The sequence below is a fragment of the Arthrobacter citreus genome, from assembly GCF_038405225.1.
Lineage (GTDB): Bacteria > Actinomycetota > Actinomycetes > Actinomycetales > Micrococcaceae > Arthrobacter_B > Arthrobacter_B citreus_A.
On sequence record NZ_CP151657.1, the window covers coordinates 1674445 to 1692611 of the forward strand.

At 63.4% G+C, this 18167-nt stretch carries 21 protein-coding genes; 6 read left to right on the plus strand and 15 right to left on the minus strand.

What is annotated here, in order from left to right; genetic code table 11:
* Nucleotides 1-77: 77 nt before the first annotated feature.
* Together AAE021_RS07735 and AAE021_RS07740 are read left to right on the plus strand one after the other, a co-directional pair.
* Nucleotides 78-722, plus strand: coding sequence for a TIGR03085 family metal-binding protein (locus tag AAE021_RS07735; RefSeq protein ID WP_342025034.1), 645 nt, complete (start codon nucleotides 78-80; stop codon nucleotides 720-722).
* 125 nt (nucleotides 723-847) lie between these two features.
* Complete coding sequence (locus AAE021_RS07740; protein WP_342025035.1) at nucleotides 848-1357, plus strand: hypothetical protein; 510 nt, start codon at nucleotides 848-850, stop codon at nucleotides 1355-1357.
* A gap of 35 nt (nucleotides 1358-1392) precedes the next feature.
* Here the strand turns inward: AAE021_RS07740 and AAE021_RS07745 are convergent, their stop codons facing one another.
* The 3 genes from AAE021_RS07745 to AAE021_RS07755 form a co-directional block, all read right to left on the minus strand.
* Nucleotides 1393-1704: a hypothetical protein gene (locus tag AAE021_RS07745; protein ID WP_342025036.1), complete on the minus strand. Its 312-nt coding sequence runs from the start codon at nucleotides 1702-1704 to the stop codon at nucleotides 1393-1395.
* 157 nt (nucleotides 1705-1861) lie between these two features.
* Nucleotides 1862-2428 (minus strand): RNA 2'-phosphotransferase, encoded by a 567-nt coding sequence (locus AAE021_RS07750; protein ID WP_342025037.1) that lies wholly within the window; start codon nucleotides 2426-2428, stop codon nucleotides 1862-1864.
* 702 nt (nucleotides 2429-3130) lie between these two features.
* Entirely contained in the window at nucleotides 3131-4153 is a 1023-nt protein-coding gene (locus AAE021_RS07755) for a DUF808 domain-containing protein (protein ID WP_342025038.1), read from the minus strand.
* A gap of 487 nt (nucleotides 4154-4640) precedes the next feature.
* Here AAE021_RS07755 and AAE021_RS07760 point away from each other — a divergent pair, with 487 nt between their 5' ends.
* The 3 genes from AAE021_RS07760 (at nucleotide 4641) to AAE021_RS07770 (ending at nucleotide 8049) form a co-directional block, all read left to right on the plus strand.
* Complete coding sequence (locus AAE021_RS07760; protein WP_342025039.1) at nucleotides 4641-6155, plus strand: APC family permease; 1515 nt, start codon at nucleotides 4641-4643, stop codon at nucleotides 6153-6155.
* Between the two features lie 51 nt (nucleotides 6156-6206).
* Nucleotides 6207-7430, plus strand: coding sequence for a saccharopine dehydrogenase family protein (locus AAE021_RS07765; protein ID WP_342025040.1), 1224 nt, complete (start codon nucleotides 6207-6209; stop codon nucleotides 7428-7430).
* A gap of 76 nt (nucleotides 7431-7506) precedes the next feature.
* Nucleotides 7507-8049, plus strand: coding sequence for a helix-turn-helix domain-containing protein (locus AAE021_RS07770; protein WP_342025041.1), 543 nt, complete (start codon nucleotides 7507-7509; stop codon nucleotides 8047-8049).
* 66 nt (nucleotides 8050-8115) lie between these two features.
* Here the strand turns inward: AAE021_RS07770 and AAE021_RS07775 are convergent, their stop codons facing one another.
* The 6 genes from AAE021_RS07775 to AAE021_RS07800 form a co-directional block, all read right to left on the minus strand.
* A complete protein-coding gene (locus AAE021_RS07775; RefSeq protein WP_342025042.1) occupies nucleotides 8116-9156 on the minus strand; it encodes an NAD(P)-dependent alcohol dehydrogenase in 1041 nt (346 codons plus the stop codon).
* 109 nt (nucleotides 9157-9265) lie between these two features.
* A complete protein-coding gene (locus AAE021_RS07780; protein WP_342025043.1) occupies nucleotides 9266-9634 on the minus strand; it encodes a hypothetical protein in 369 nt (122 codons plus the stop codon).
* Nucleotides 9635-9730: 96 nt separating this feature from the next.
* Nucleotides 9731-10501: an imidazole glycerol phosphate synthase subunit HisF gene (gene hisF / locus AAE021_RS07785; RefSeq protein WP_152218538.1), complete on the minus strand. Its 771-nt coding sequence runs from the start codon at nucleotides 10499-10501 to the stop codon at nucleotides 9731-9733.
* 11 nt (nucleotides 10502-10512) lie between these two features.
* Nucleotides 10513-11355 (minus strand): ATP phosphoribosyltransferase, encoded by an 843-nt coding sequence (gene hisG, locus AAE021_RS07790; RefSeq protein ID WP_342025044.1) that lies wholly within the window; start codon nucleotides 11353-11355, stop codon nucleotides 10513-10515.
* A gap of 80 nt (nucleotides 11356-11435) precedes the next feature.
* A complete protein-coding gene (locus AAE021_RS07795) occupies nucleotides 11436-11699 on the minus strand; it encodes a phosphoribosyl-ATP diphosphatase (RefSeq protein ID WP_341392765.1) in 264 nt (87 codons plus the stop codon).
* A gap of 264 nt (nucleotides 11700-11963) precedes the next feature.
* Entirely contained in the window at nucleotides 11964-12689 is a 726-nt protein-coding gene (locus tag AAE021_RS07800) for a hypothetical protein (RefSeq protein ID WP_342025045.1), read from the minus strand.
* An 838-nt stretch (nucleotides 12690-13527) separates the two neighbouring features.
* Between AAE021_RS07800 and AAE021_RS07805 the strand changes: the two genes are divergently transcribed.
* Nucleotides 13528-13830, plus strand: coding sequence for an antibiotic biosynthesis monooxygenase family protein (locus AAE021_RS07805; protein WP_342025046.1), 303 nt, complete (start codon nucleotides 13528-13530; stop codon nucleotides 13828-13830).
* Nucleotides 13831-13864: 34 nt separating this feature from the next.
* Here the strand turns inward: AAE021_RS07805 and AAE021_RS07810 are convergent, their stop codons facing one another.
* From AAE021_RS07810 to AAE021_RS07835, 6 genes are all read right to left on the minus strand, one after another.
* The gene (locus AAE021_RS07810) at nucleotides 13865-14599 is read right to left on the minus strand and encodes an SDR family NAD(P)-dependent oxidoreductase (protein ID WP_342025047.1); all 735 of its coding nucleotides are present in this window, start codon (nucleotides 14597-14599) and stop codon (nucleotides 13865-13867) included.
* Nucleotides 14600-14749: 150 nt separating this feature from the next.
* Nucleotides 14750-15229: an SRPBCC domain-containing protein gene (locus AAE021_RS07815; protein ID WP_342025048.1), complete on the minus strand. Its 480-nt coding sequence runs from the start codon at nucleotides 15227-15229 to the stop codon at nucleotides 14750-14752.
* A 48-nt stretch (nucleotides 15230-15277) separates the two neighbouring features.
* Nucleotides 15278-16069 carry a pyrimidine reductase family protein gene (locus AAE021_RS07820; protein ID WP_342025049.1) on the minus strand — a complete coding sequence of 264 codons (792 nt, stop codon included), beginning with the start codon at nucleotides 16067-16069 and terminating at the stop codon, nucleotides 15278-15280.
* The gene (gene folP / locus AAE021_RS07825) at nucleotides 16066-17061 is read right to left on the minus strand and encodes a dihydropteroate synthase (RefSeq protein WP_342025050.1); all 996 of its coding nucleotides are present in this window, start codon (nucleotides 17059-17061) and stop codon (nucleotides 16066-16068) included. Before folP ends, AAE021_RS07820 begins: the two co-directional genes overlap by 4 nt.
* 115 nt (nucleotides 17062-17176) lie before the next feature.
* Nucleotides 17177-17482: an EthD family reductase gene (locus AAE021_RS07830; RefSeq protein WP_342025051.1), complete on the minus strand. Its 306-nt coding sequence runs from the start codon at nucleotides 17480-17482 to the stop codon at nucleotides 17177-17179.
* Between the two features lie 60 nt (nucleotides 17483-17542).
* Complete coding sequence (locus AAE021_RS07835) at nucleotides 17543-18109, minus strand: adenylate kinase (RefSeq protein WP_342025052.1); 567 nt, start codon at nucleotides 18107-18109, stop codon at nucleotides 17543-17545.
* Nucleotides 18110-18167: the final 58 nt, after the last annotated feature.

The following is an 18167-nucleotide window of genomic DNA, read 5'->3' on the forward strand; positions in this document are numbered from 1 at the left end:
AGTAGGTCCGGCTGCGCCGTATTCCCTGCGCCTGTCACCCGAGCCAAATGACGCTTAACGTGCTAGTTTCAGCTGTGATGCGATTTGTAGAACCCTCCCGTGAAGTCCTGGCCGAAACGTTGCTTGCGGCCGGTCCTCAAGCACCCACTTTGTGCGAAGGCTGGCTCACCAAGGACCTGGCCGCGCACCTCTATTTGCGGGAGCACCGCCCGGCCGCGGCCCTCGGATTTTTCCTGAAGCCGTTCGCGGCCAAGACCGGCAAGGCCATGGAAGAGACCGCCGCCAAGGCGTCCACCGTTGAGGGCTACAACAAGCTTGTCCGTGCCTTCCGCGCCGGCCCTCCGCGCCTGTCCCCCATGCACCTGAAAGCCGTGGACAACAGCGCCAACCTCGTGGAGTACTTCATCCACACCGAAGACGTGCGCCGCGCCGGTGACCGCTGGGCTCCGCGCGCCCTGGATTCCGATTACTCCGACGCCCTGTGGGCCGACCTGATCAAGCGTGCCGCCCTCCTGTACCGCGGCGTGGATCTGGGCATCGTCCTGGTCCGGCCCGACGGTCCCCGCCATGTGGCCAAGCGCGCTCCGGTGTCAGTGGCCATCATTGGCGAGCCGGGTGAGCTGCTGATGCACGCGCACGGCCGCACCAAGCAGGCCCTGGTGATGTTCGAGGGCCAGCCGGACGCCGTCGCGCTTCTGGAAAGCGCGGACATCGGGCTCTAGCGCCCCCTTCCCCTTTGTCCGCGAGATGGCAGAAAGTGCCCTTCTCAGCGCTGGGAAGGGCACTTTCCGCCATCTCGGCGGGGGCGGGGACATGCCCCGCCCGCCCTTTTAGTGGAGGCACACCTATGGAAAACCTGCGTCCTGACCCGTCAGTCATCCGGCTCTTTCCCGGCTGGGCTAATTCTCCGGTGTGGATTCCGGGCGGCCCGGTGGACCTGGAGGATTCACTGCTGACCCGCGAGCTAATTGAGGACTTGCTGGCCTGGGAAACCCGTTATTACGACAGCTCCCCGCAGAACTCACACAGTGGAAACACCGGAAGTCATTCCGGAGCCCAGGGACGGCAACACCTCGCTGACGGAAAGGACCTGGCCAAGCGGCTGGCTGCGGAAGTGGGAGATTCCTTCGCGGTTACTTTTGAATCAGGACTTGAAGAGCATCATGTGGCCCGGAGCGGCGATTCTGCCACCAACCCCGCCGCGGCGCGCTTTTTCGCCAAGGAGTTTGAGGAAGCGGCGGCTGAGGAGGAACGACTTCGAGCCGCGGGACCGCTGCACGCCTACGCACCCCTTTCGGGTAAGACCTTCGGCCCGCCTGTTCCGGGCTCCGGGCCTCAGGAGCCTGACCAGCCCTGAGGAGTTGGCACTCTGGCGGGCGGGAGGGAACCGCCTCACGGGCGAAGGATCGCACCGCCGTCGCTGACCAAAGCGGCGGCAACGCCATGCTTTGCAGCCAGCGAAGTGAAAAGAGGCCTCGCCCTGGACTCTTGACTCCAGGCAAAGGCGCCATAAACCACGCTCGTTCCGATCGAGTAATTAGTCAGCCGGACTTCCACATCCGGATCCGCGTCAATTTCTTCATCCGTGGGGCAGCCGTGCCCGTTCATCGGCGGAAACGTTTGAATAAGCTCGCGGTAAAACGCCCTCAATGACGGAGTTGTCACGGCTGCGTCGTCGTATGAATGACCCTCAGACCACTCCACCTGTTTCTCCCATCACATAGGAAAATCCGCGTCCGTCACGCTGTCCGGGTCAAAGGCCAAGATGTCATAAGTCATGCCCCGGAGAATACCGCGCACGCAAAGTCAACGGCGCCGCAGGACAGAATCCCGGCGCGTTGGCGCTGACCCTGCCGGCCCCCTATTCGGCGGTGCCGGCCGGGACCGACAGGGCCGAAGGAGGGATGAAAGCGGCCAGCCAGACACCGGAGGCCGACCGGTGGAAGGTAGTGCCCCCGGATGCTGCGGTGCCGGTATCAATGCTGAGGATCACCGGAGCGGTGTCCTTGCGCAGTCCCACCTGGCGTGCCTGCTCCACCGTCTCGGCCAGATGGACAGACTGCCGCTGCATGGGCAGGATGCCGCTCTCCAGAATGGCGCTGACGGTGGCCCGGGACGTTCCGTGGAACAACTCGTGCGGGGGTTCGTCGGTTTCGGAGTCCGGCACAACACTGACGGAATGACCATGGACAGCACGTATCCGGCCACCGCGTATCTGGTGCCGCTTTTTCGCCGCCTTGTCCACCACCTCTTGGAGCAGAGTCCGGTCAACGCCTTCCCACCCCGGACCCATCAGTCTCAGGGCCTGAAGGACATCCTCGACGGGCGCCCAGCCTTCCGGGTCCAGCTCCAGCCCGTATTCCTCCGGAGCATGGCGCAAGGCGTGGGACAGTACGCGGCTGATCTCTGAGCGGCTTGGTCTGTTCACAACCACCACCCTAGAAGGTCCTCGCCTTGGAAACGGCCAAAGGCGCCCCGCCCAACAGTGAAGTGATGAGGGAACGAAACCCGCATGACGACAATAGTCAGTACACTCGGCGCAATCAGTGTCATGACGGCATCGCTGTGGCCCAGTATCGGTCCGGGGCACGGAGCTTTCCCCTTTTGCATTGCCCTCATGTCACTGGCCTTCCCAATTTTCATAGGAGCCGAGCTGGCAAAGAGGATCCCCTCATCATTGGTTAGCATCTCGGCCCGATCCAACCGTTTTTTCAACGTTCTCGGTGTCAAAGTTTTTGACCGGGTTCTTACGGTCATCAGATGGAACGCCCTCGTGCTGGGCCTGCGAGAGCCTGTCACCAAGCCATCCGACTTGCCGTCCCTGTCCTTTGACTTGCGATCAGCGGCAATGGGCCATGGCTGCGGCTTGCTCGTCCACGCAGTCATAGCAGCGTTTGCGCTCTCTGCGGGCTATCTGGAAGCTTCGCTCTGGATTCTTCTTCCATCAATACCGCTCCACGCATATCCCATCATGCTTCAACTGGTAAATCTGCGCCGGATAGCTGGAGTTACTGCGAACGTGGAACCTCGAGCCTAAAAGCTCACATTCTCCGTCCCAAAGGGAAAGACCCCGCCTCCCTTGGAAACAAAGGGAAGCGGGGTCTGTGCTTTATCCGGGCGGAGCCCCGGGTTAGCCGGCCGGATCGGTGTCCGGTTTCTCCGGACGGTGGCCGGCAACTGCGGCCCTGATGTCGCCGGTTTCGTGCCCGTCCTTCTTCTTGCCGAACGGCAGCACCTTCATCAGCGGGTGCAGGATCGCCATGACAACCAGCCCCCAGGCAAGGCCGACCACGGCGGAGCAGAGCGTGTTCACGAGCCAGCCGAGGAATCCACCCACAACAGCGAGTGCAGCAACGGGATGCTCCAGGGTATGGACAAGGTCATAGGGAGCGTGCCAGCCGAGGTCGGACGCGCCGACCAGCATGATGTGGCCGCCCACCCAGAGCATGGCGATGGTTCCCACGAAAGTGATGGCTGCCAGCACGGCAGGCATGCCGCGGACCAGCAGTCCTCCAAGGCGCTGGGAACCTGCAGATTCCTTCTTGGCCAGATGCAGGCCAATGTCGTCCATTTTGACGATCAGCCCCACGGCCCCGTACACGAGGATGGTGATCGCAATGGCCACGACAACGAGGATGACTGCCCGGACCCAGATGGACGCGTCGCCCACCTCGTTCATGGAGATGACCATGATCTCGCAGGACAGGATGAAGTCGGTGGTGATGGCTCCCTTGACCACCTTGGACTCGGCGGCGGGCCCCCGCTCCACCGCCGGCGCCTCCTTGTCCTCATGGCGGCCGAAGAACTTGTGCCAGACCTTCTCCGCACCCTCGTAGCAGAGGTACGTGCCGCCGAGCATGAGAATGAACGGGATGATGACGGGGATGAAGGCGCTGATCAGCAGAAGTGCCGGCAGGATGAACAGCAGCTTGTTCCGGAGCGAGCCCCAGAAGATGCGCTTGATCATCGGCAGTTCACGGGACGGGTCGGCACCGGACACGTACTGCGGCGTTACGGCGGCATCGTCAATGACGACGCCGGCGGCCTTGGCTCCCGCTTTAGCGGCTCCGGCCGCGATGTCATCCACGGAGGCGGCGGCAATGCGTGCCAGCGCAGCGACGTCGTCCAGCAGGGCGACCAGCCCGCCGCTCAACGGACTCCTCCGCACTGAAGGAGAATCTGGGCACGGAAGCCTCGGCTGAAATATGTGAAGGGCATAGTCGGATTATAGGTCCGCAGGGTTACTGTTTCCTGAACACCCCCCATTCGGCATGTCAGCAGGAGCCATCGTGCCGCCGCATTGCCACCCAATGACCACCGGCTTGCGGCTGGAGTCATTGCCGGCCAACGCGGTGGCGGCGGCCGCATTTTCCTCGGCCGGATGCGCAGTTTCCTTGAATCCTCCCCGCTGACTCAGTCAGTACTTCCCTAGCTGCGCTGCGATGGACAAAGCATCCCGTAGCCGTCGCCGACTCTAGCGACGGCCACGCCGTGCTTGCCGCTTCCTTTGATCGCCACAAACTTCACAGGACAGCTGAAACGGGTTGTGACTTGACTCACCCTTTCCCCGTCTGCAACGATGATCCCGCCGACCAACCAGTTGGTCGGCACAACGCTTCGCACAACCACACGGGGGTCCCATGAGCAGTTCCACGCACCGTCCGCCAACTGCTTCCCAGCAGACCGGCGGGAAAGGCCTTGCATCGGGAAAACTGGGGCTGTTCCCCTCAACGGTGATTGGCCTCGCCTCCACCGCCCCGCTCTATTCATTGGCCGCCACGCTGGGCTTCATCGTGATGGCAGCCGGCGCCCAGGCGCCCGCCGCGCTGATTGTCGCCTTCATCCCGATGTGTCTGACAGCCTTTGCCTACCGTGAGTTGAACACGGCCATACCGGACAGCGGCACCGCGTTCACGTGGGCGTCCAAGGCATTCGGTCCACGGACCGGGTGGATGGCCGGGTGGGGAGTCATGGTGGCCGGGGTGATCGTCATGGCAAGCCAGACCGAAGTCGCCTCCAAGTACCTGCTGCTCCTGATTGGGGACGGGTCAATCGCCCAAAACAAGACATTGGTTACGGCCTTTGGCGCGCTGATCATCGTGGTCATGACCTGGGTCTCCTACCGAAACGTGGAGACCGGCGCGTGGACCCAGTATCTGCTGATGGCACTGCAGTACGCAGCGATCATTGCCTTCTGCTTCGGCCTGTACTTCGCCATCAATGCGGCCCCGAGTCTCGGCCTTGCCTTTTCCTGGGACTGGTTCAACCCCTTTGCCACGGACAATCCTGCGGGCTTCATCCAAGCGGTTCTGATCGCCATCTTTATCTACTGGGGATGGGACACCTGCCTGGCCCTCGCCGAGGAGACGAAGAATCCACGCACCACACCGGGTTTTGCCGCACTGCTGTCAACCGTGATGCTGCTGGTCACCTACATCGGCATCACAGTGCTGGCGATGTTGTTCGCGGGGGTGGGCACCGAGGGCAAGGGACTGGCCAATCCGGACGGCGCGGAGGACGTGTTCTTTGCCCTGCGCACCGATGCCCTCGGTTCCTGGGGATGGATGCTGGTCTTCGCCGTCGCGGTGTCAGCGCTGGCGACCTGCCAGACGACCATCCTGCCGACGGCCCGCGGCACCCTGGCGATGGGAGTGTACGGCGCCCTGCCGAAGCGGTTCGCGGTTATTAACACTCTCTTCAAGACCCCCAGCTATTCGACGGTCTTCACCGGGGCGGCGTCGCTGGTGTTCTACGTGGGGATGACCATTATCTCAGGTGACATTCTGGCCGACACCATCGAGAGCACGTCCCTCGCCGTGGCCATGTACTACGCAATCACCTCCTTCGCCTGCATCTGGTGGTTCCGCTCGAGCCTGTTCTCGTCGGCGCGCAATCTGCTGCTGCGCTTCATCCTTCCGCTGGTCGGCGGCCTCATGATGGCCGGAGTGTTCCTCTTCTCCGCCGTCAGCATGCTGGATCCGGAATACGGCACCACCACGGTGCTGGGCATCAGCGGAACCTTCGTGATGGGTGTCGGCTCCCTGGCGGCGGGCGTCGTCGTCATGGCCGTCTGGTCCCGTATGCCAGCTGCACGCGACTTCTTCGAGGGCCGTTCCCTCAACAAGGACACTCCGGTTCTCGTGCCCGAACACTGACTGACGCACCACATCAAGCCAACTCAACAATCAATTCGAAAGCGATTCATTATGCATATTCTCATTCTCGGTGCCGGCGGCGTTGGATCCGCCGCCGCCCGCATCGCCTCACGCCGCCGATTCTTCGACCGGATGACCATCGCGGACTACGATCCGTCCCGCCCCGAGGCCCTGGTGGCGGCCGTCGCGGACAGCCGCTACAGCGCAGCTCAGGTGGATGCCTCCAACGAAGAGAGCATCGTGGAGCTGATCCGCTCCACCAGTGCCACCCACGTGCTTAACGCGGTGGATCCCCGGTTCGTGATGCCCATCTTCAACGCCTGCAAAGCCGCCGGTGTCACTTATGTGGACATGGCCATGAGCCTGTCCGTCCGCCACCCCGAGGAGCCCTTCACCAAGACGAACATCATGCTCGGCGATGACCAGTTTGCCGTGGCTGAAAAGTGGGAGCAGGACGGACAGCTGGCGCTGGTGGGCATGGGCGTGGAGCCCGGACTTTCCGATGTCCTGGCCCGCTATGCCGCTGATGAGCTCTTCACCGAAATCGATGAGCTCAGTGTCCGTGACGGGGCCAACCTGACGGTGGAGGGCTATGACTTCGCACCCTCCTTCTCTATCTGGACCACCATCGAGGAGTGCCTGAACCCGCCGGTGCTTTTCGATAAGGCCAAGGGCGGCTGGTTTGCCCGTGAGCCCTTCTCTGATCCCGTCACTTTCGAGTTTCCCGAGGGAATCGGCGAAGTTGAGTGCGTGAATGTCGAGCATGAGGAAGTGTCCCTGATGCCGCGGTGGATCGACGCTAAGCGGGTGGACTTCAAGTACGGTCTGGGCAACGAATTCATCGAGGTGCTCCAAACCCTGCACAAACTGGGCCTGGATTCCACCGAGCCGGTGACCGTGCGCGGCCAGCAGGTATCTCCCCGTGATGTGGTGGCCGCTTGCCTTCCCGATCCCGCCACCCTGGGTCCCCTGATGAAGGGAAAGACCTGTGCAGGCGTGCTGGTGAGCGGCACCCGCAAGGACGGTTCCAAGGGGTCGCTGTACCTGTACCACGTTGCCGACAACGAAGAGACCATGGCGCGTGACGACTCGCAGGCCGTGGTGTGGCAGACCGCCATCAATCCCGTGATTGCCCTGGAGCTGATGGCGAACGGAACATGGTCCGGGGCAGGCGTCCTGGGCCCGGAGGCTTTCGACGCCAAGCCGTTCCTGGACCTCCTGGCTGCCGAGGAGCCGGCAGGGTACGGTTCCGCCTGGGGTATCGTCGAGAAGTAGACCCTGAGTGCGGCGGCGCACACCACCCGAGAGGTGGGTGCGCCGCCGTTTCTATTTTCCGGAAGAGCCACAAGTAATGAGCACAGACAGCAAGCAGGACCAAATTATCGACGCCTACGTGGCGCTGCTCTGCGAGCACGGCTCCCAAGAGGCAACCATTGATGCAACCGCTCGGCGCAGCGGGCTGTCCAAGGCCGGCCTGCTGCATCATTTTCCGTCGCGGCAGGCCCTCGACGACGGGCTGGTGAGCCGGCTCCAGGCCCTCATTGATGCCGATGTGGCAGCCATGGCACGTGAGCCGGAGAACGCCGTTCACTACTATCTGTCTTCCTCGCTGGAGGAGGCGTCACCCTTGGAGCGCATGGTTGTGGCAGCAACGCGCCTTGCCCAGCGGGGGCACGAGGATGCAGCCCGGACCCTGCGTATCGGGCGTGACCGCTGGTACGCCATCTTGGTGGAATCCTTGGGCGATCCGGCGCTGGCCAAACTGGCGCTGCTGGCCGGAGACGGCTTGAGCTATCACCTGGACATCACGCGCGGGGCCGGCGACGGGTTTGTCACCAACGGCACCGTCGAGGAACTGGTCGCGCTGCTGCAGAACCGCCAGCCCGCCGGGTAGGGCATCAGGAAGCGCCAAGGGCGCCGCACCCGTTGGGGTGCGGCGCCCTCTTCTGTGGGCAGGAGCCTAGATGGTTGCCGCGTCGATGACGAACCGGTAGCGGACGTCGGACTTCAGCACACGCTCGTAGGCGGTGTTGATGTCCTTGGCCTCAATCAGTTCAATTTCCGGGGCAATGTTGTGCTCGGCGCAGAAGTCCAGCATTTCCTGGGTTTCGCGGATGCCGCCGATGTTCGAGGCGGCGTAGGACCGGCGCTTGCCCATCAGGGTGAACACGGAGATCGGCAGGGCCTCGGGCGGGGCGCCAACGCTGACCATGGTGCCGTCCAGGCGCAGCAGCGAGAGGTACTGCTGCAGGTCGATCGGCGCACTGACCGTGTTAATGATCAGGTCGAAGTGGTTGGCCAGCTTCTCGAAGGTGCTCTCGTCGCTCGTGGCGTAGTAGTCCTTCGCGCCGAAACGCAGTCCGTCCTCCTGCTTGCTCAGGGTCTGGGAAAGGACGGTCACGTCGGCGCCCATGGCGACGGCGATCTTGACGGCCATGTGGCCCAGGCCGCCCATGCCGACGACGGCGACGCGCTTGCCGGGTCCGGCGTTCCAGTGCATGAGGGGCGAGTAGGTGGTGATGCCGGCGCAGAGCAGCGGAGCCGCAGCTTCGTAGGGGATGCTCTCCGGGACGCTCAGGACGAAGTCATCGTTGACCACCACGGAGGTGGCGTAGCCGCCCTGGGTGATGCTGCCGTCCACGTCCTTGCTGGCATAGGTGCCGATGTTGCCGTTGAGGCAATAGTTTTCCATGCCGGCCTGGCAGTTTTCACACTCGCGGCATGAGTTGACCAGGCAGCCAACGCCCACGCGGTCCCCTACCTTGTGCTTGCTGACCTCGGAGCCAACCTCGGCTACGGTGCCGACGATTTCGTGCCCCACCACCTGCGGGTAGGCGATGGGTCCCCATTCGCCGCGGACAGTGTGGATGTCCGAGTGGCAGACTCCGGCGTACGCGATGTCGATCAGGACGTCGTGCGCACCGACGTCGCGGCGTTCGATCGTGGTGGCGACCAGCGGGTCGGTGGCGGAGGTGGCTGCATAAGCGCGTGCGGTGGTCATACTTCTCCAAGCTGTGGGGGAACAGTGCCGTAGGGCACTTAAGTCACAAGTCCGCTCCGGCGTCGTTTATTTCCGCAGGAGCGTTATTTCTCCGAAGATTTCTCGGAAATTAGGCGTAAGGATCATTGAGTGCGGATATGGCCCCGGCGGCAACCAGGGCGACGGTGAGAAGGGAAAATCCGAGAAACGGCCACCACCTGCCCAGCCATGTGCGTCCCTTTCGGGCGCGCAGGGTCAGGTACAGCGAGAATCCCGCCCAGGGCAGGACGACAACAGCGAAGAAGACCAGTGCAATCTCCAGCTCCAGTTCATAGCAGCCCGAGCCGTACCCCGTTTCCGGAGTGCAGTGCATCCGGGTCGGGTAATCCCCCAGATTGATCCCAAACCAAAGTGCGGGCAGGGCACAGAGTGCCACCCCAGCCAATATCAGCGCGGCCGCTCCCCTGCTGAGAAGCTTCGAGCGGTCATATCTCCCCATGCCGTCACCCTACAGTCCCAGGTACCCGCGAGATGGCAGAAGGTGTCCTTCCCAGCGCTGGGAAGGACACCTTTTGCCATCTCGGCGGAGGAAGAGCTAGCGGACCGGATACCCGGCGTCGCGGATGGCCTGCTTGACCTGCTGGATCGCATCGTCGGGTCCAAAGTGGAACACCGAAGCAGCCAGCACCGCATCCGCACCGGCGATCACGGCGGCCGGGAAATGCTCGGGCTTGCCGGCTCCCCCGGAGGCGATCAGCGGCACCTGAACGGCGGCGCGTACGGCCTTGATCATTTCGATGTCGAAGCCCTCGCGGGTGCCGTCGGCGTCGATGGAGTTCAGCAGGATCTCCCCCACGCCGCGGTCCGCTGCCTCGCGGGCCCAGGCGACGGCGTCGATCCCGGTTCCCCGGCGGCCGCCGTGGGTGGTGATTTCAAAGCCCGACGGCGTGGCGCCGTCGTGCGTGCGCCGTGCGTCCACGGAGAGGACCAGCACCTGCGAACCGAAGTGCCGGGTGATTTCGTCGATGACATCCGGGCGGGCGACGGCGGCCGAGTTGATCGACGCTTTGTCCGCGCCGGAGCGCAGCAGCCGGTCCACGTCGGCAATGCCGCGCACTCCCCCGCCGACGGTCAGCGGGATGAAGACTTCCTCCGCGGTGCGGGAGACGACGTCGAACACGTTGTCCCGCTCCCCCGAGGACGCCGTGACGTCGAGGAAGGTCAGCTCGTCGGCGCCGGCGCGGTCATAGCGGTGCGCCAGCTCCACGGGGTCTCCGGCGTCGCGCAGGCCCTCGAAGTTGATGCCCTTGACCACGCGGCCGGCGTCAACGTCCAGGCAGGGGATGACACGGATGGCAACACTCATGGTGCTCTCCCCTAGATCCGGCAGGCGTGGATGGTGCTCACGAGGATGGCGCGGGCGCCAAGGTCGTAGAGCTCGTCCATGATCCGGTTGGTGTCCGACTTCTTGATCATGGAGCGCACCGCCACCCAGCCGCTGTCCTGCAGGGGCGAGACGGTGGGCGATTCCAGGCCCGGCGTCAGGGCAGCTGCCTGGTCCACGAGTTCGCGGCGCACGTCGTAGTCCATCATCACGTACTGGTGGGCCACCTGGACCCCGCGCAGCCGGCGGATCAGGACGTCGACGCCGGCGGGGCTGGCTCCGCGGCGGCCGATCAGGATGGCCTCGGACTTCAGGATGGGTTCGCCGAAGATTTCCATGCCGGCGGCGCGCAGCGTGGTTCCGGTTTCCACGACGTCGGCAATTGCGTCGGCGACGCCGAGGCGCACCGAGGATTCCACGGCGCCGTCGAGCCGGACCACCGAGGCGTTGATGCCGCGGTCCGCCAGGTAGTTGCGCAGCAGGCCGTCGTAGCTGGTGGCCAGGCGCTTGCCTTCAAGCTGTTCGACGGCGGTGAAGTCGCCTGCCGGTCCGGCGAAGCGGAAGGTGGACTTGGCAAAGCCCATCTGCATCAGCTCTTCGGCGTCCACCTCGGCGTCCAGGAACAGGTCGCGGCCGGTGATGCCGACGTCGAGCGTTCCGGCGCCGACGTACACGGCGATGTCGCGGGGGCGGAGGAAGAAGAATTCAATGTCATTGTCCGGATCCACCAGCACCAGTTCGCGGCTGTCGCGGCGCTGGCGGTAGCCCGCTTCGGAGAGCATGGCGGAGGCGGATTCGGAGAGGGATCCCTTGTTGGGGACGGCTACACGGAGCATGGGAGGCATCTTTCGCTGGAAGTCACTGTTGTTATGGGGTGAGGTTTGCCGGCGTGGCCACGCACTAAGAGAGCGCGTGGCTAGAGATGCTTGTAAACGTCCTCGAGCGTCATGCCTTTGGCGAGCATGAGTACCTGCAGGTGGTAGAGCAGCTGGGAGATTTCTTCGGCGCATTCGGCTTCGGATTCGTACTCGGCGGCCATCCAGACTTCGGCGGCTTCTTCGACAATCTTCTTGCCGATGCCGTGAACGCCCGATTCCAGTTCAGCTACTGTGCGCGAACCGGCGGGGCGGTTCTGCGCTTTCTCGCTCAGCTCTGCAAAGAGGTCTTCGAAGGTTTTCACAGGTCAAGGCTACGCTGTGACGCGGCCTGCTGCTCAATTGAGGGTCGGGGTGTGACGGGAGGGACTGACCAGCGAATGGGTAGGGACGGTGCCTCTCAGCCACTCCACTTATCGACTATCTATCCCATGCGCACATAAAGGCCATTCACAGGTCGCCTAGACGGAGCCGTCGTCGGAACGATAAACAAAGGCAAGCTTACTTCTAGGTCGACTTGCCCAGTCACGCCCGCTTGAGCAGGCTAATCTCTAAGGAAAAGCGATGCGCTAACGACGCATTAGGCGATAGAAATCTGAACTATTTTTACTTACATCGAAACGGCGAATGATCCCGAACTTACGATACATAAGAATAGTTGCCCCTGAAAAACCTCTCGCCTTAACTTGCTCGATTTTGGCCAACATCAACGCGACATCCCTTCGCGTCACGCTTTTCAACTTGAAGAAAGCATTGGAGGCAATTGAATTTCCAGACTGGATGGCTCGAAGAGAAAATCTATGAGTTGGCACCTTTTCCACCAGCGCCCCATGCAGTTCTGGGAACTGTAGGAGTACATCAGAGAAAGCACTGCGTTCGGTTTCGAAGTCGTTCGAACCAGTGCCTATTACGCCAGTACGGGGAGACACCGTAATGACGATACTTGGGTGATAAGGATCTATAACACGATTTACTAAATGTGTTCGCACTCGTTCGACGAGCCGCCTGAACTTATAATAGCCAGCAACCATCAACGTCACAAAGCCAGTGAGGATCGCCCAGTTTTCTCTAACCCAATCGATTACTTCCATTAGAGGATTTCCCGTAGCTGAACCAAATCCACCAAGATGGCAAGGACGAGCTACGATGTGCCGCTTCCGAAAGAAGTTGACGATTACCTTATCCACGGTTTTCTGAAGCCCTGCTTCGTCGAACACTCCTGGCGTGCGAATTTCTACCGTAAAGTCAATTCCCACAAAGCACGCACGTGGATCGCTCTGATCTTTTGGATACATTTGCTAATCCTACCGTTGAGACAACCGAAAATAAGTCGAGTGCTTGGGAGTGTTTGGATACGACAGCGTGAAACGTCCACGGGGTGAATCGTCATGCCCAACCCGTGCTAAGGACGAATGTAGCCCGTGCAGGGGTCGCCCGGAATCTCGCTCACTAGAGGAGTTACGAATCCACCTAACCTCATCAACATACCGGCAGGCTCCCCGCGACTCAGGGCCATATGCCCCACCCGGCGGAAAAAGCCGTTTTGGCTGATTCCGATGTCCTGACTGGCTGTTACCCGGGAACGCCTTTACCGGCCGATACTCGATTGGACGTGGAGAAGAACCTTTTATGCCGGCGATACGGCCACTCAGTTCATCCGCCGCTTACCGATGTGACGCGGGGCTGCTGGGTGAGCGCGTCCATCCTGGATGTGAGGGCTCGGGCCACACTCGGGCCATGGTGTCCCCGCGTCCTGGCAATCAGCGAGCCCAGGTTGGCAAAGCCAGCCGAATCGGTGCTCGAGGTGCGAACGGCACCGATCCGACTCTCGTCGGTGGTCATTCCAGCCCAGTCGCTCGCCCCGGCGATGGCGGTCGGCACGGCAGCAGTAAGTCCGACACCCACGAGGAAGGTGGCACTCTGGCGTGACTGCGACCCGCCCGGGGACCTGCACCGAGGGGAACTCTCCTGCACGGCCAGGATCAGGCGCCGTGGAAGCGGAACGTCTTTCAGGAGGCAAAACCTAGCCGCGGCAACCGCAGGCACATGGACTTATTAAGTTCCCGACAAGGTGTCGGTATAATGGTTTCGCCGAACAGACCTGTCCGGCGAGCAATCGCTGAAAGGAACCACATGTACGTCGTGGTCAACACCCTGGAAGTCGGTCCCGAAACGGCCGAGGCCTTCGAAAAGGCCTTCATCGACAGCATGGCCAACCTTGAAGGGGTCCCCGGACTGGGCCGCAGCACGCTGATGCGTCCCGAGGGTAAGAGCAACACTTATCTTTCCACCATGGAGTTCGACTCCAAGGAGAGCTTCTTCGCGTGGCTGAAGTCGGATTCGTTCAAAGCCTCGCACTCGGACGACCAGGCTCCGGGCATGCAGGCACCCAACGCGGTTGCTTCCTACACCGTCATCAAGGACACCGCAGAGTAGCGCTCGACCGTTGGGATGTCGGTGTTTGCATGAACTAGCCGGACAGCGTCACGCCGGTGTACGCAGCGAGGGAAGCCAGCAGCTCATCCTGAAAATCCACATCATGCACCGCGGGATGCGGAGCCTGGACCTGCTGGTGGAACCAGTACCGTCCGCTCACCAAGGCAACGGGATCCTCAGTCACAGCAAGCCATACCTGGGTAACGTCGGCCAGGGCCAGGTCGTCGGGCGCGGAAGAGCCGCCCATCCTCGTGGGCACCCATCCGGGATCGACGGCGTGCGCCAGGACATCCGGCCACAGCCTTGCCACCGCAGCCATGAGCGCGGTGACGAACAGCTTCGAGTCGGAATAGGAGTGGGTCGCCCGGATGCCGCTCCAGTCAACGCCGGCAAGGTCGGGCCGCCCACTGTGGTGCATGCCGCTGCTGAGGTAGATCAGCCGCCCCGGGCGCTCCATCTCGGCAGTGAGGACGTACGGAGCCACCACATTGACCGGCAGCACCGACGAGCCGTTCATGGTTCCGGCGTTGTGGATCACGGCGTCGAACCGTCCCAGCCCGTTGGCCTGCTGTGCCAGCTCGCGGGCCTCGGTCACATGACTCAGGTCGCCGAACACGGTGCCGGCACCCCGGTCGATGAGATCCTGAACCGCGCTCAGCCGGGCCGGCGTGCGGGCGTGGACGACGACGTCGTGCCCGTGGTCCAGGAGCCGCTGGGCGGTGGCCCGCCCAATGCCGTCAGTGGACCCAGTCACCAGAACACGTGTCACGATTGCCTCCCGCTTTCTTAGTCACCAGGGCTGGCTGGCCGGACTGATGGTGAACTCATTAACCTCGGTGTCCGGCGGCAAATCAAGGGCGTAGGCGACGACGCCGACCTCCCGAACGGCCGCTCATGGAGTGCCCGTGCCGGAACCGGCTCAGCGGCGGGCCCCGGCATAGAGCGTCTCCAAAGTGGCGTGCACCGGCCAAAACTGGGACAGGGGCACCGGTGCACCGTTCACGGCGGCCTCCAGATACGTCAGGTGCGTGATCCAGCCGGGACCGTACGAGTTCATCAGGTCCCCCAGATCGTGGTGGGCAAAGTCCATCCTGGTTCCCGCGTCTTCGGAGTGGAACGTTATGGTGACCCGGGAATCCGGTTCATCCGGGAATTCCCACGTCATGCTCAGCCGCTGGGGCCGGTCAGCCTCGGTAATGACGCTTCGGGATAGGTACCCCTCACCGTGGTCGACGACGAGGGCCCCGCCCGCGGACACGTTCACTTCGATGGCCCGGCCCAACCAGTGGGAAAGAACCTCCCGGTCATCGAACCCGGCCCAGACGGAATCCGCGGGGACGGCGAAAAACCAGGAGATGGCGAGGACGTCATTGTCGGTCGCGATGGAAGTCAGCGGCATGCGCACGAAACTAGCACGGTGCGCCGCACCCGTGTACGACGTCGAGAGCTAGGAACTGCCGGTGGTCCCGGCACCGGCACGCCCGTACCGGAGAAGCAGCGTGTCGCCGCCGCGGAGCACATGCACCAGTTCCATGCGGTGCGGCGTCATTTCCGGGGTTCCCGCCGTAATCCGGGTGGCGGTGCCGGCGGTCAGCAGCGGGCTCACGGTCAGGCACAGCTCATCCACGAGGTCAGCGGCTTGGAAGGATCCCAAAAGCTGAGGTCCGCCCTCGCACAGGACCCGGAGAAAACCCCGGCCCGCCAGCGCACGGGCCACCTGGTCCGGTTCCACCGTCGGCTCCCCCGCCACGACGACGTCGGCCACCCGCTCGAGCGCCGCCCTCCGCCCTGCAGGGGCGGTGGCCGCGGTCAAAAGCAGTGGGCGAACGGGAGCCTCCCGGAACAAGGCACTGTCCGGGGCCAGATCCAGTGATCCGGAAACAATGGCCAGCCCGGGATGGGCGGTCATGCCACGCGCACCACGCCAGGATTGGCTGTCCGGTGCCAGGAGTTCCCCGGAGTATCCCTCGGCGCGCACCGTGCCCGCCCCCACCAGGATGACATCAGCGGTTTGCCGGAGCAGCGCGAACACCCGGCTGTCCGCGCCGTCACCCAGGCCGCCGGACCGGCCATCCAGCGCCGCAGCGCCGTCCACCGAGGCCACAAAGTTGAACCGGAACAGCGGCCCGTCCGCCCTCCCGGAGGGAAAATCCCAGGCATAAGCCGCCAGCAGCTCGTCGTCGCTGAGCCCAGCGGCGGTGCCGGCAACGGTAATCGCAGCGGCAGCGGGCGCGCTCATGCCTGCACGACCGGCTCGTTGACATCGCCCATGTTGTGGCGGAGGTAGGCCGGCGCCCGCCACCCCAGGATCGCTTCGGTCATGCGGATGGCGCTTCGGGCCGCTGGGACGTTGTGCATCCGGAGGATGCGGGCGCCGTTCATGATGCTGGCGACGCCGGCCGCAAGGGAACCTTCCATCCGTTCCGTTTTCGGTGCGTCCAGGGTCTCGCCGATGAAGTCCTTGTTGGAGACGGCGGCCAGCACCGGATATCCGAGCGCCGCGATTTCGGCGAGCCGGCGGGTCAGCTCCAGGGAATGAAGGGTGTTCTTGTTCAGGTCATGGCCCGGATCGATGATGATCTTGTCCGCAGGCACACCCAGCTCCTGGGCATATTCGGCACGCCGGCTCAGGAACTCCGCCACCTCAACCACGACATCTGCGTACTGCGGCCGGGGATAAACCGTGCGGGGCGCCGCGAGGCTGTGGGTGATCACCAGATGCACTCCCGCGTCCGCGGCCACCCGGGCCAGATCCGGGTTGGACAGACCAGTCGTGTCATTGATGACGGTGGCTCCGGCAAGGATGGCCGCTTCGGCCACGGCCGGCAGGAAAGTATCGGCGGAAATGATGACGTTGGAGTATTCCCGGACGGCCCTGATCACGGGAACCACGCGGGCTGCTTCCTCCGCGGCGTCCAGGGCGGGACCCGGAGCAAACGGAACACCGCCGATATCCACCCAGTCCGCGCCGTCGTCAGCCGCCTGCATTGCCGCCGCCACTGCCGCATCGAGTGCAAAGGTGCGGCCGGCGTCGTAGAAGGAATCCGGAGTCCGGTTGATGACGGCCATCAGGGCAACCTGACGGCGAAAATCCACGGTGCGCCGCCCGATCCGATGGACCGGGTGCAGCAGCGGCGGCTCGTAGAGCCCAGCCTGCGGGACGGGAACCGGGATGCCTCCGGTGTCTGACGGAGGAGCCGCCGGGTTTACTGCCGCACTGTCCAGACTCATGCTTGCATCCTACGTTGGAGGTCCGGAGCCCCTGCCCCGCCCCAGAGGAAACAGGGTCAGAGGCCCCGGCAGAACCATGGGCATAGGAACCATGGACATGAGGTGCAAGCCGCGGCTAGCTGTCTTCCACCTCCGAGAACAGGGCGCGGAAGGTGGCCTCGGTGCCCTTCAGCTGACCAATAAGGTCCCCAAAGGGAGGCGTTGTGACGGCTGCTGAGGCGTCCTCATAACTGTCGAAGTACAGATCCAGTGTCCGGTGGGCGGGAGTGGGACTGCCGTCCTCTTTCGGCCAAACCTTTCCGGCTTCGTACCGCTGCAGCTTGGGGAGCTGCTTGGCGCTGTCCGCGATGCCTTTATAGGCGGTCTCAAAGGCATCGGGATCCGACGGGTTGTCGATAACAAACGTGATCTTGGTGGGCATAATGCTCATCCTTTCGCAGGTTGGCGGTGGGAGAAGTCTCCGGGCGGCCAGACGGATTGTCTACCGTGCGGAGGTTTCGGCCGCCCCGGTTGCCTGTCCGGCCTCGGCGATCCAGGCCTCCAGATCCCGGGGACGCCAGAAGCTGATGACCGGCGGCATGCCCGGATCCGCCTTCATGGCCGCAAGCGACTGCCGCTTGGCGGCAAAGCTGCGGAAATGCCACACAATGATCGAGTCCCGGGAGAGCACCAGACGCCAGGTCTCGGTATTGCCGTTGCAGACCTGCTCCCCGGTGATACAGCGGCGGACGGTCCGGCGCAGCAGGCGGCCCAGGGACAGCCACCGCGGATAGTCCAGGGCGACGACGAGCTCGGCCCTGGCCAGCAGCAGCTCACGGACGGACGACCAGGCACTGTCCACCACCCACCGGTCCCCCGCGGCGATGGCTGCCGCTATCTTCCGCTGTTCCTCAACCGGACGCTTCCGCCATTCCGGAAGCCAGCCCACGACGTCGTCGGCTGGATGGAACGGCAGTCCCACCGCCTGAGCATAGGCACGGGCGGCGGATGTTTTTCCGCTTCCGGTCACGCCGTGGAAGAGGACACGCTGGGCGGGGGTGGCAGCCATGGTTTTAATCTAACGCCGTGCGGGAACGGCTGGGTTCAACGAGCTGCACGGCAGCGTC

What these genes read in the sequence shown, in the direction of transcription:
- AAE021_RS07760 (WP_342025039.1), top strand. Translation starts at nt 4,641, where the DNA reads ATGAGCAGTTCCACGCACCGTCCGCCAACTGCTTCCCAGCAGACCGGC.
- AAE021_RS07775 (WP_342025042.1), bottom strand. Translation starts at nt 9,156, where the DNA reads ATGACCACCGCACGCGCTTATGCAGCCACCTCCGCCACCGACCCGCTG.
- AAE021_RS07830 (WP_342025051.1), bottom strand. Translation starts at nt 17,482, where the DNA reads ATGCCCACCAAGATCACGTTTGTTATCGACAACCCGTCGGATCCCGAT.
- AAE021_RS07740 (WP_342025035.1), top strand. Translation starts at nt 848, where the DNA reads ATGGAAAACCTGCGTCCTGACCCGTCAGTCATCCGGCTCTTTCCCGGC.
- hisG (WP_342025044.1), bottom strand. Translation starts at nt 11,355, where the DNA reads ATGCTCCGTGTAGCCGTCCCCAACAAGGGATCCCTCTCCGAATCCGCC.
- AAE021_RS07770 (WP_342025041.1), top strand. Translation starts at nt 7,507, where the DNA reads ATGAGCACAGACAGCAAGCAGGACCAAATTATCGACGCCTACGTGGCG.
- AAE021_RS07765 (WP_342025040.1), top strand. Translation starts at nt 6,207, where the DNA reads ATGCATATTCTCATTCTCGGTGCCGGCGGCGTTGGATCCGCCGCCGCC.
- AAE021_RS07735 (WP_342025034.1), top strand. Translation starts at nt 78, where the DNA reads ATGCGATTTGTAGAACCCTCCCGTGAAGTCCTGGCCGAAACGTTGCTT.
- folP (WP_342025050.1), bottom strand. Translation starts at nt 17,061, where the DNA reads ATGAGTCTGGACAGTGCGGCAGTAAACCCGGCGGCTCCTCCGTCAGAC.
- AAE021_RS07835 (WP_342025052.1), bottom strand. Translation starts at nt 18,109, where the DNA reads ATGGCTGCCACCCCCGCCCAGCGTGTCCTCTTCCACGGCGTGACCGGA.
- AAE021_RS07805 (WP_342025046.1), top strand. Translation starts at nt 13,528, where the DNA reads ATGTACGTCGTGGTCAACACCCTGGAAGTCGGTCCCGAAACGGCCGAG.
- AAE021_RS07800 (WP_342025045.1), bottom strand. Translation starts at nt 12,689, where the DNA reads ATGTATCCAAAAGATCAGAGCGATCCACGTGCGTGCTTTGTGGGAATT.
- AAE021_RS07815 (WP_342025048.1), bottom strand. Translation starts at nt 15,229, where the DNA reads ATGCCGCTGACTTCCATCGCGACCGACAATGACGTCCTCGCCATCTCC.
- hisF (WP_152218538.1), bottom strand. Translation starts at nt 10,501, where the DNA reads ATGAGTGTTGCCATCCGTGTCATCCCCTGCCTGGACGTTGACGCCGGC.
- AAE021_RS07820 (WP_342025049.1), bottom strand. Translation starts at nt 16,069, where the DNA reads ATGAGCGCGCCCGCTGCCGCTGCGATTACCGTTGCCGGCACCGCCGCT.
- AAE021_RS07780 (WP_342025043.1), bottom strand. Translation starts at nt 9,634, where the DNA reads ATGGGGAGATATGACCGCTCGAAGCTTCTCAGCAGGGGAGCGGCCGCG.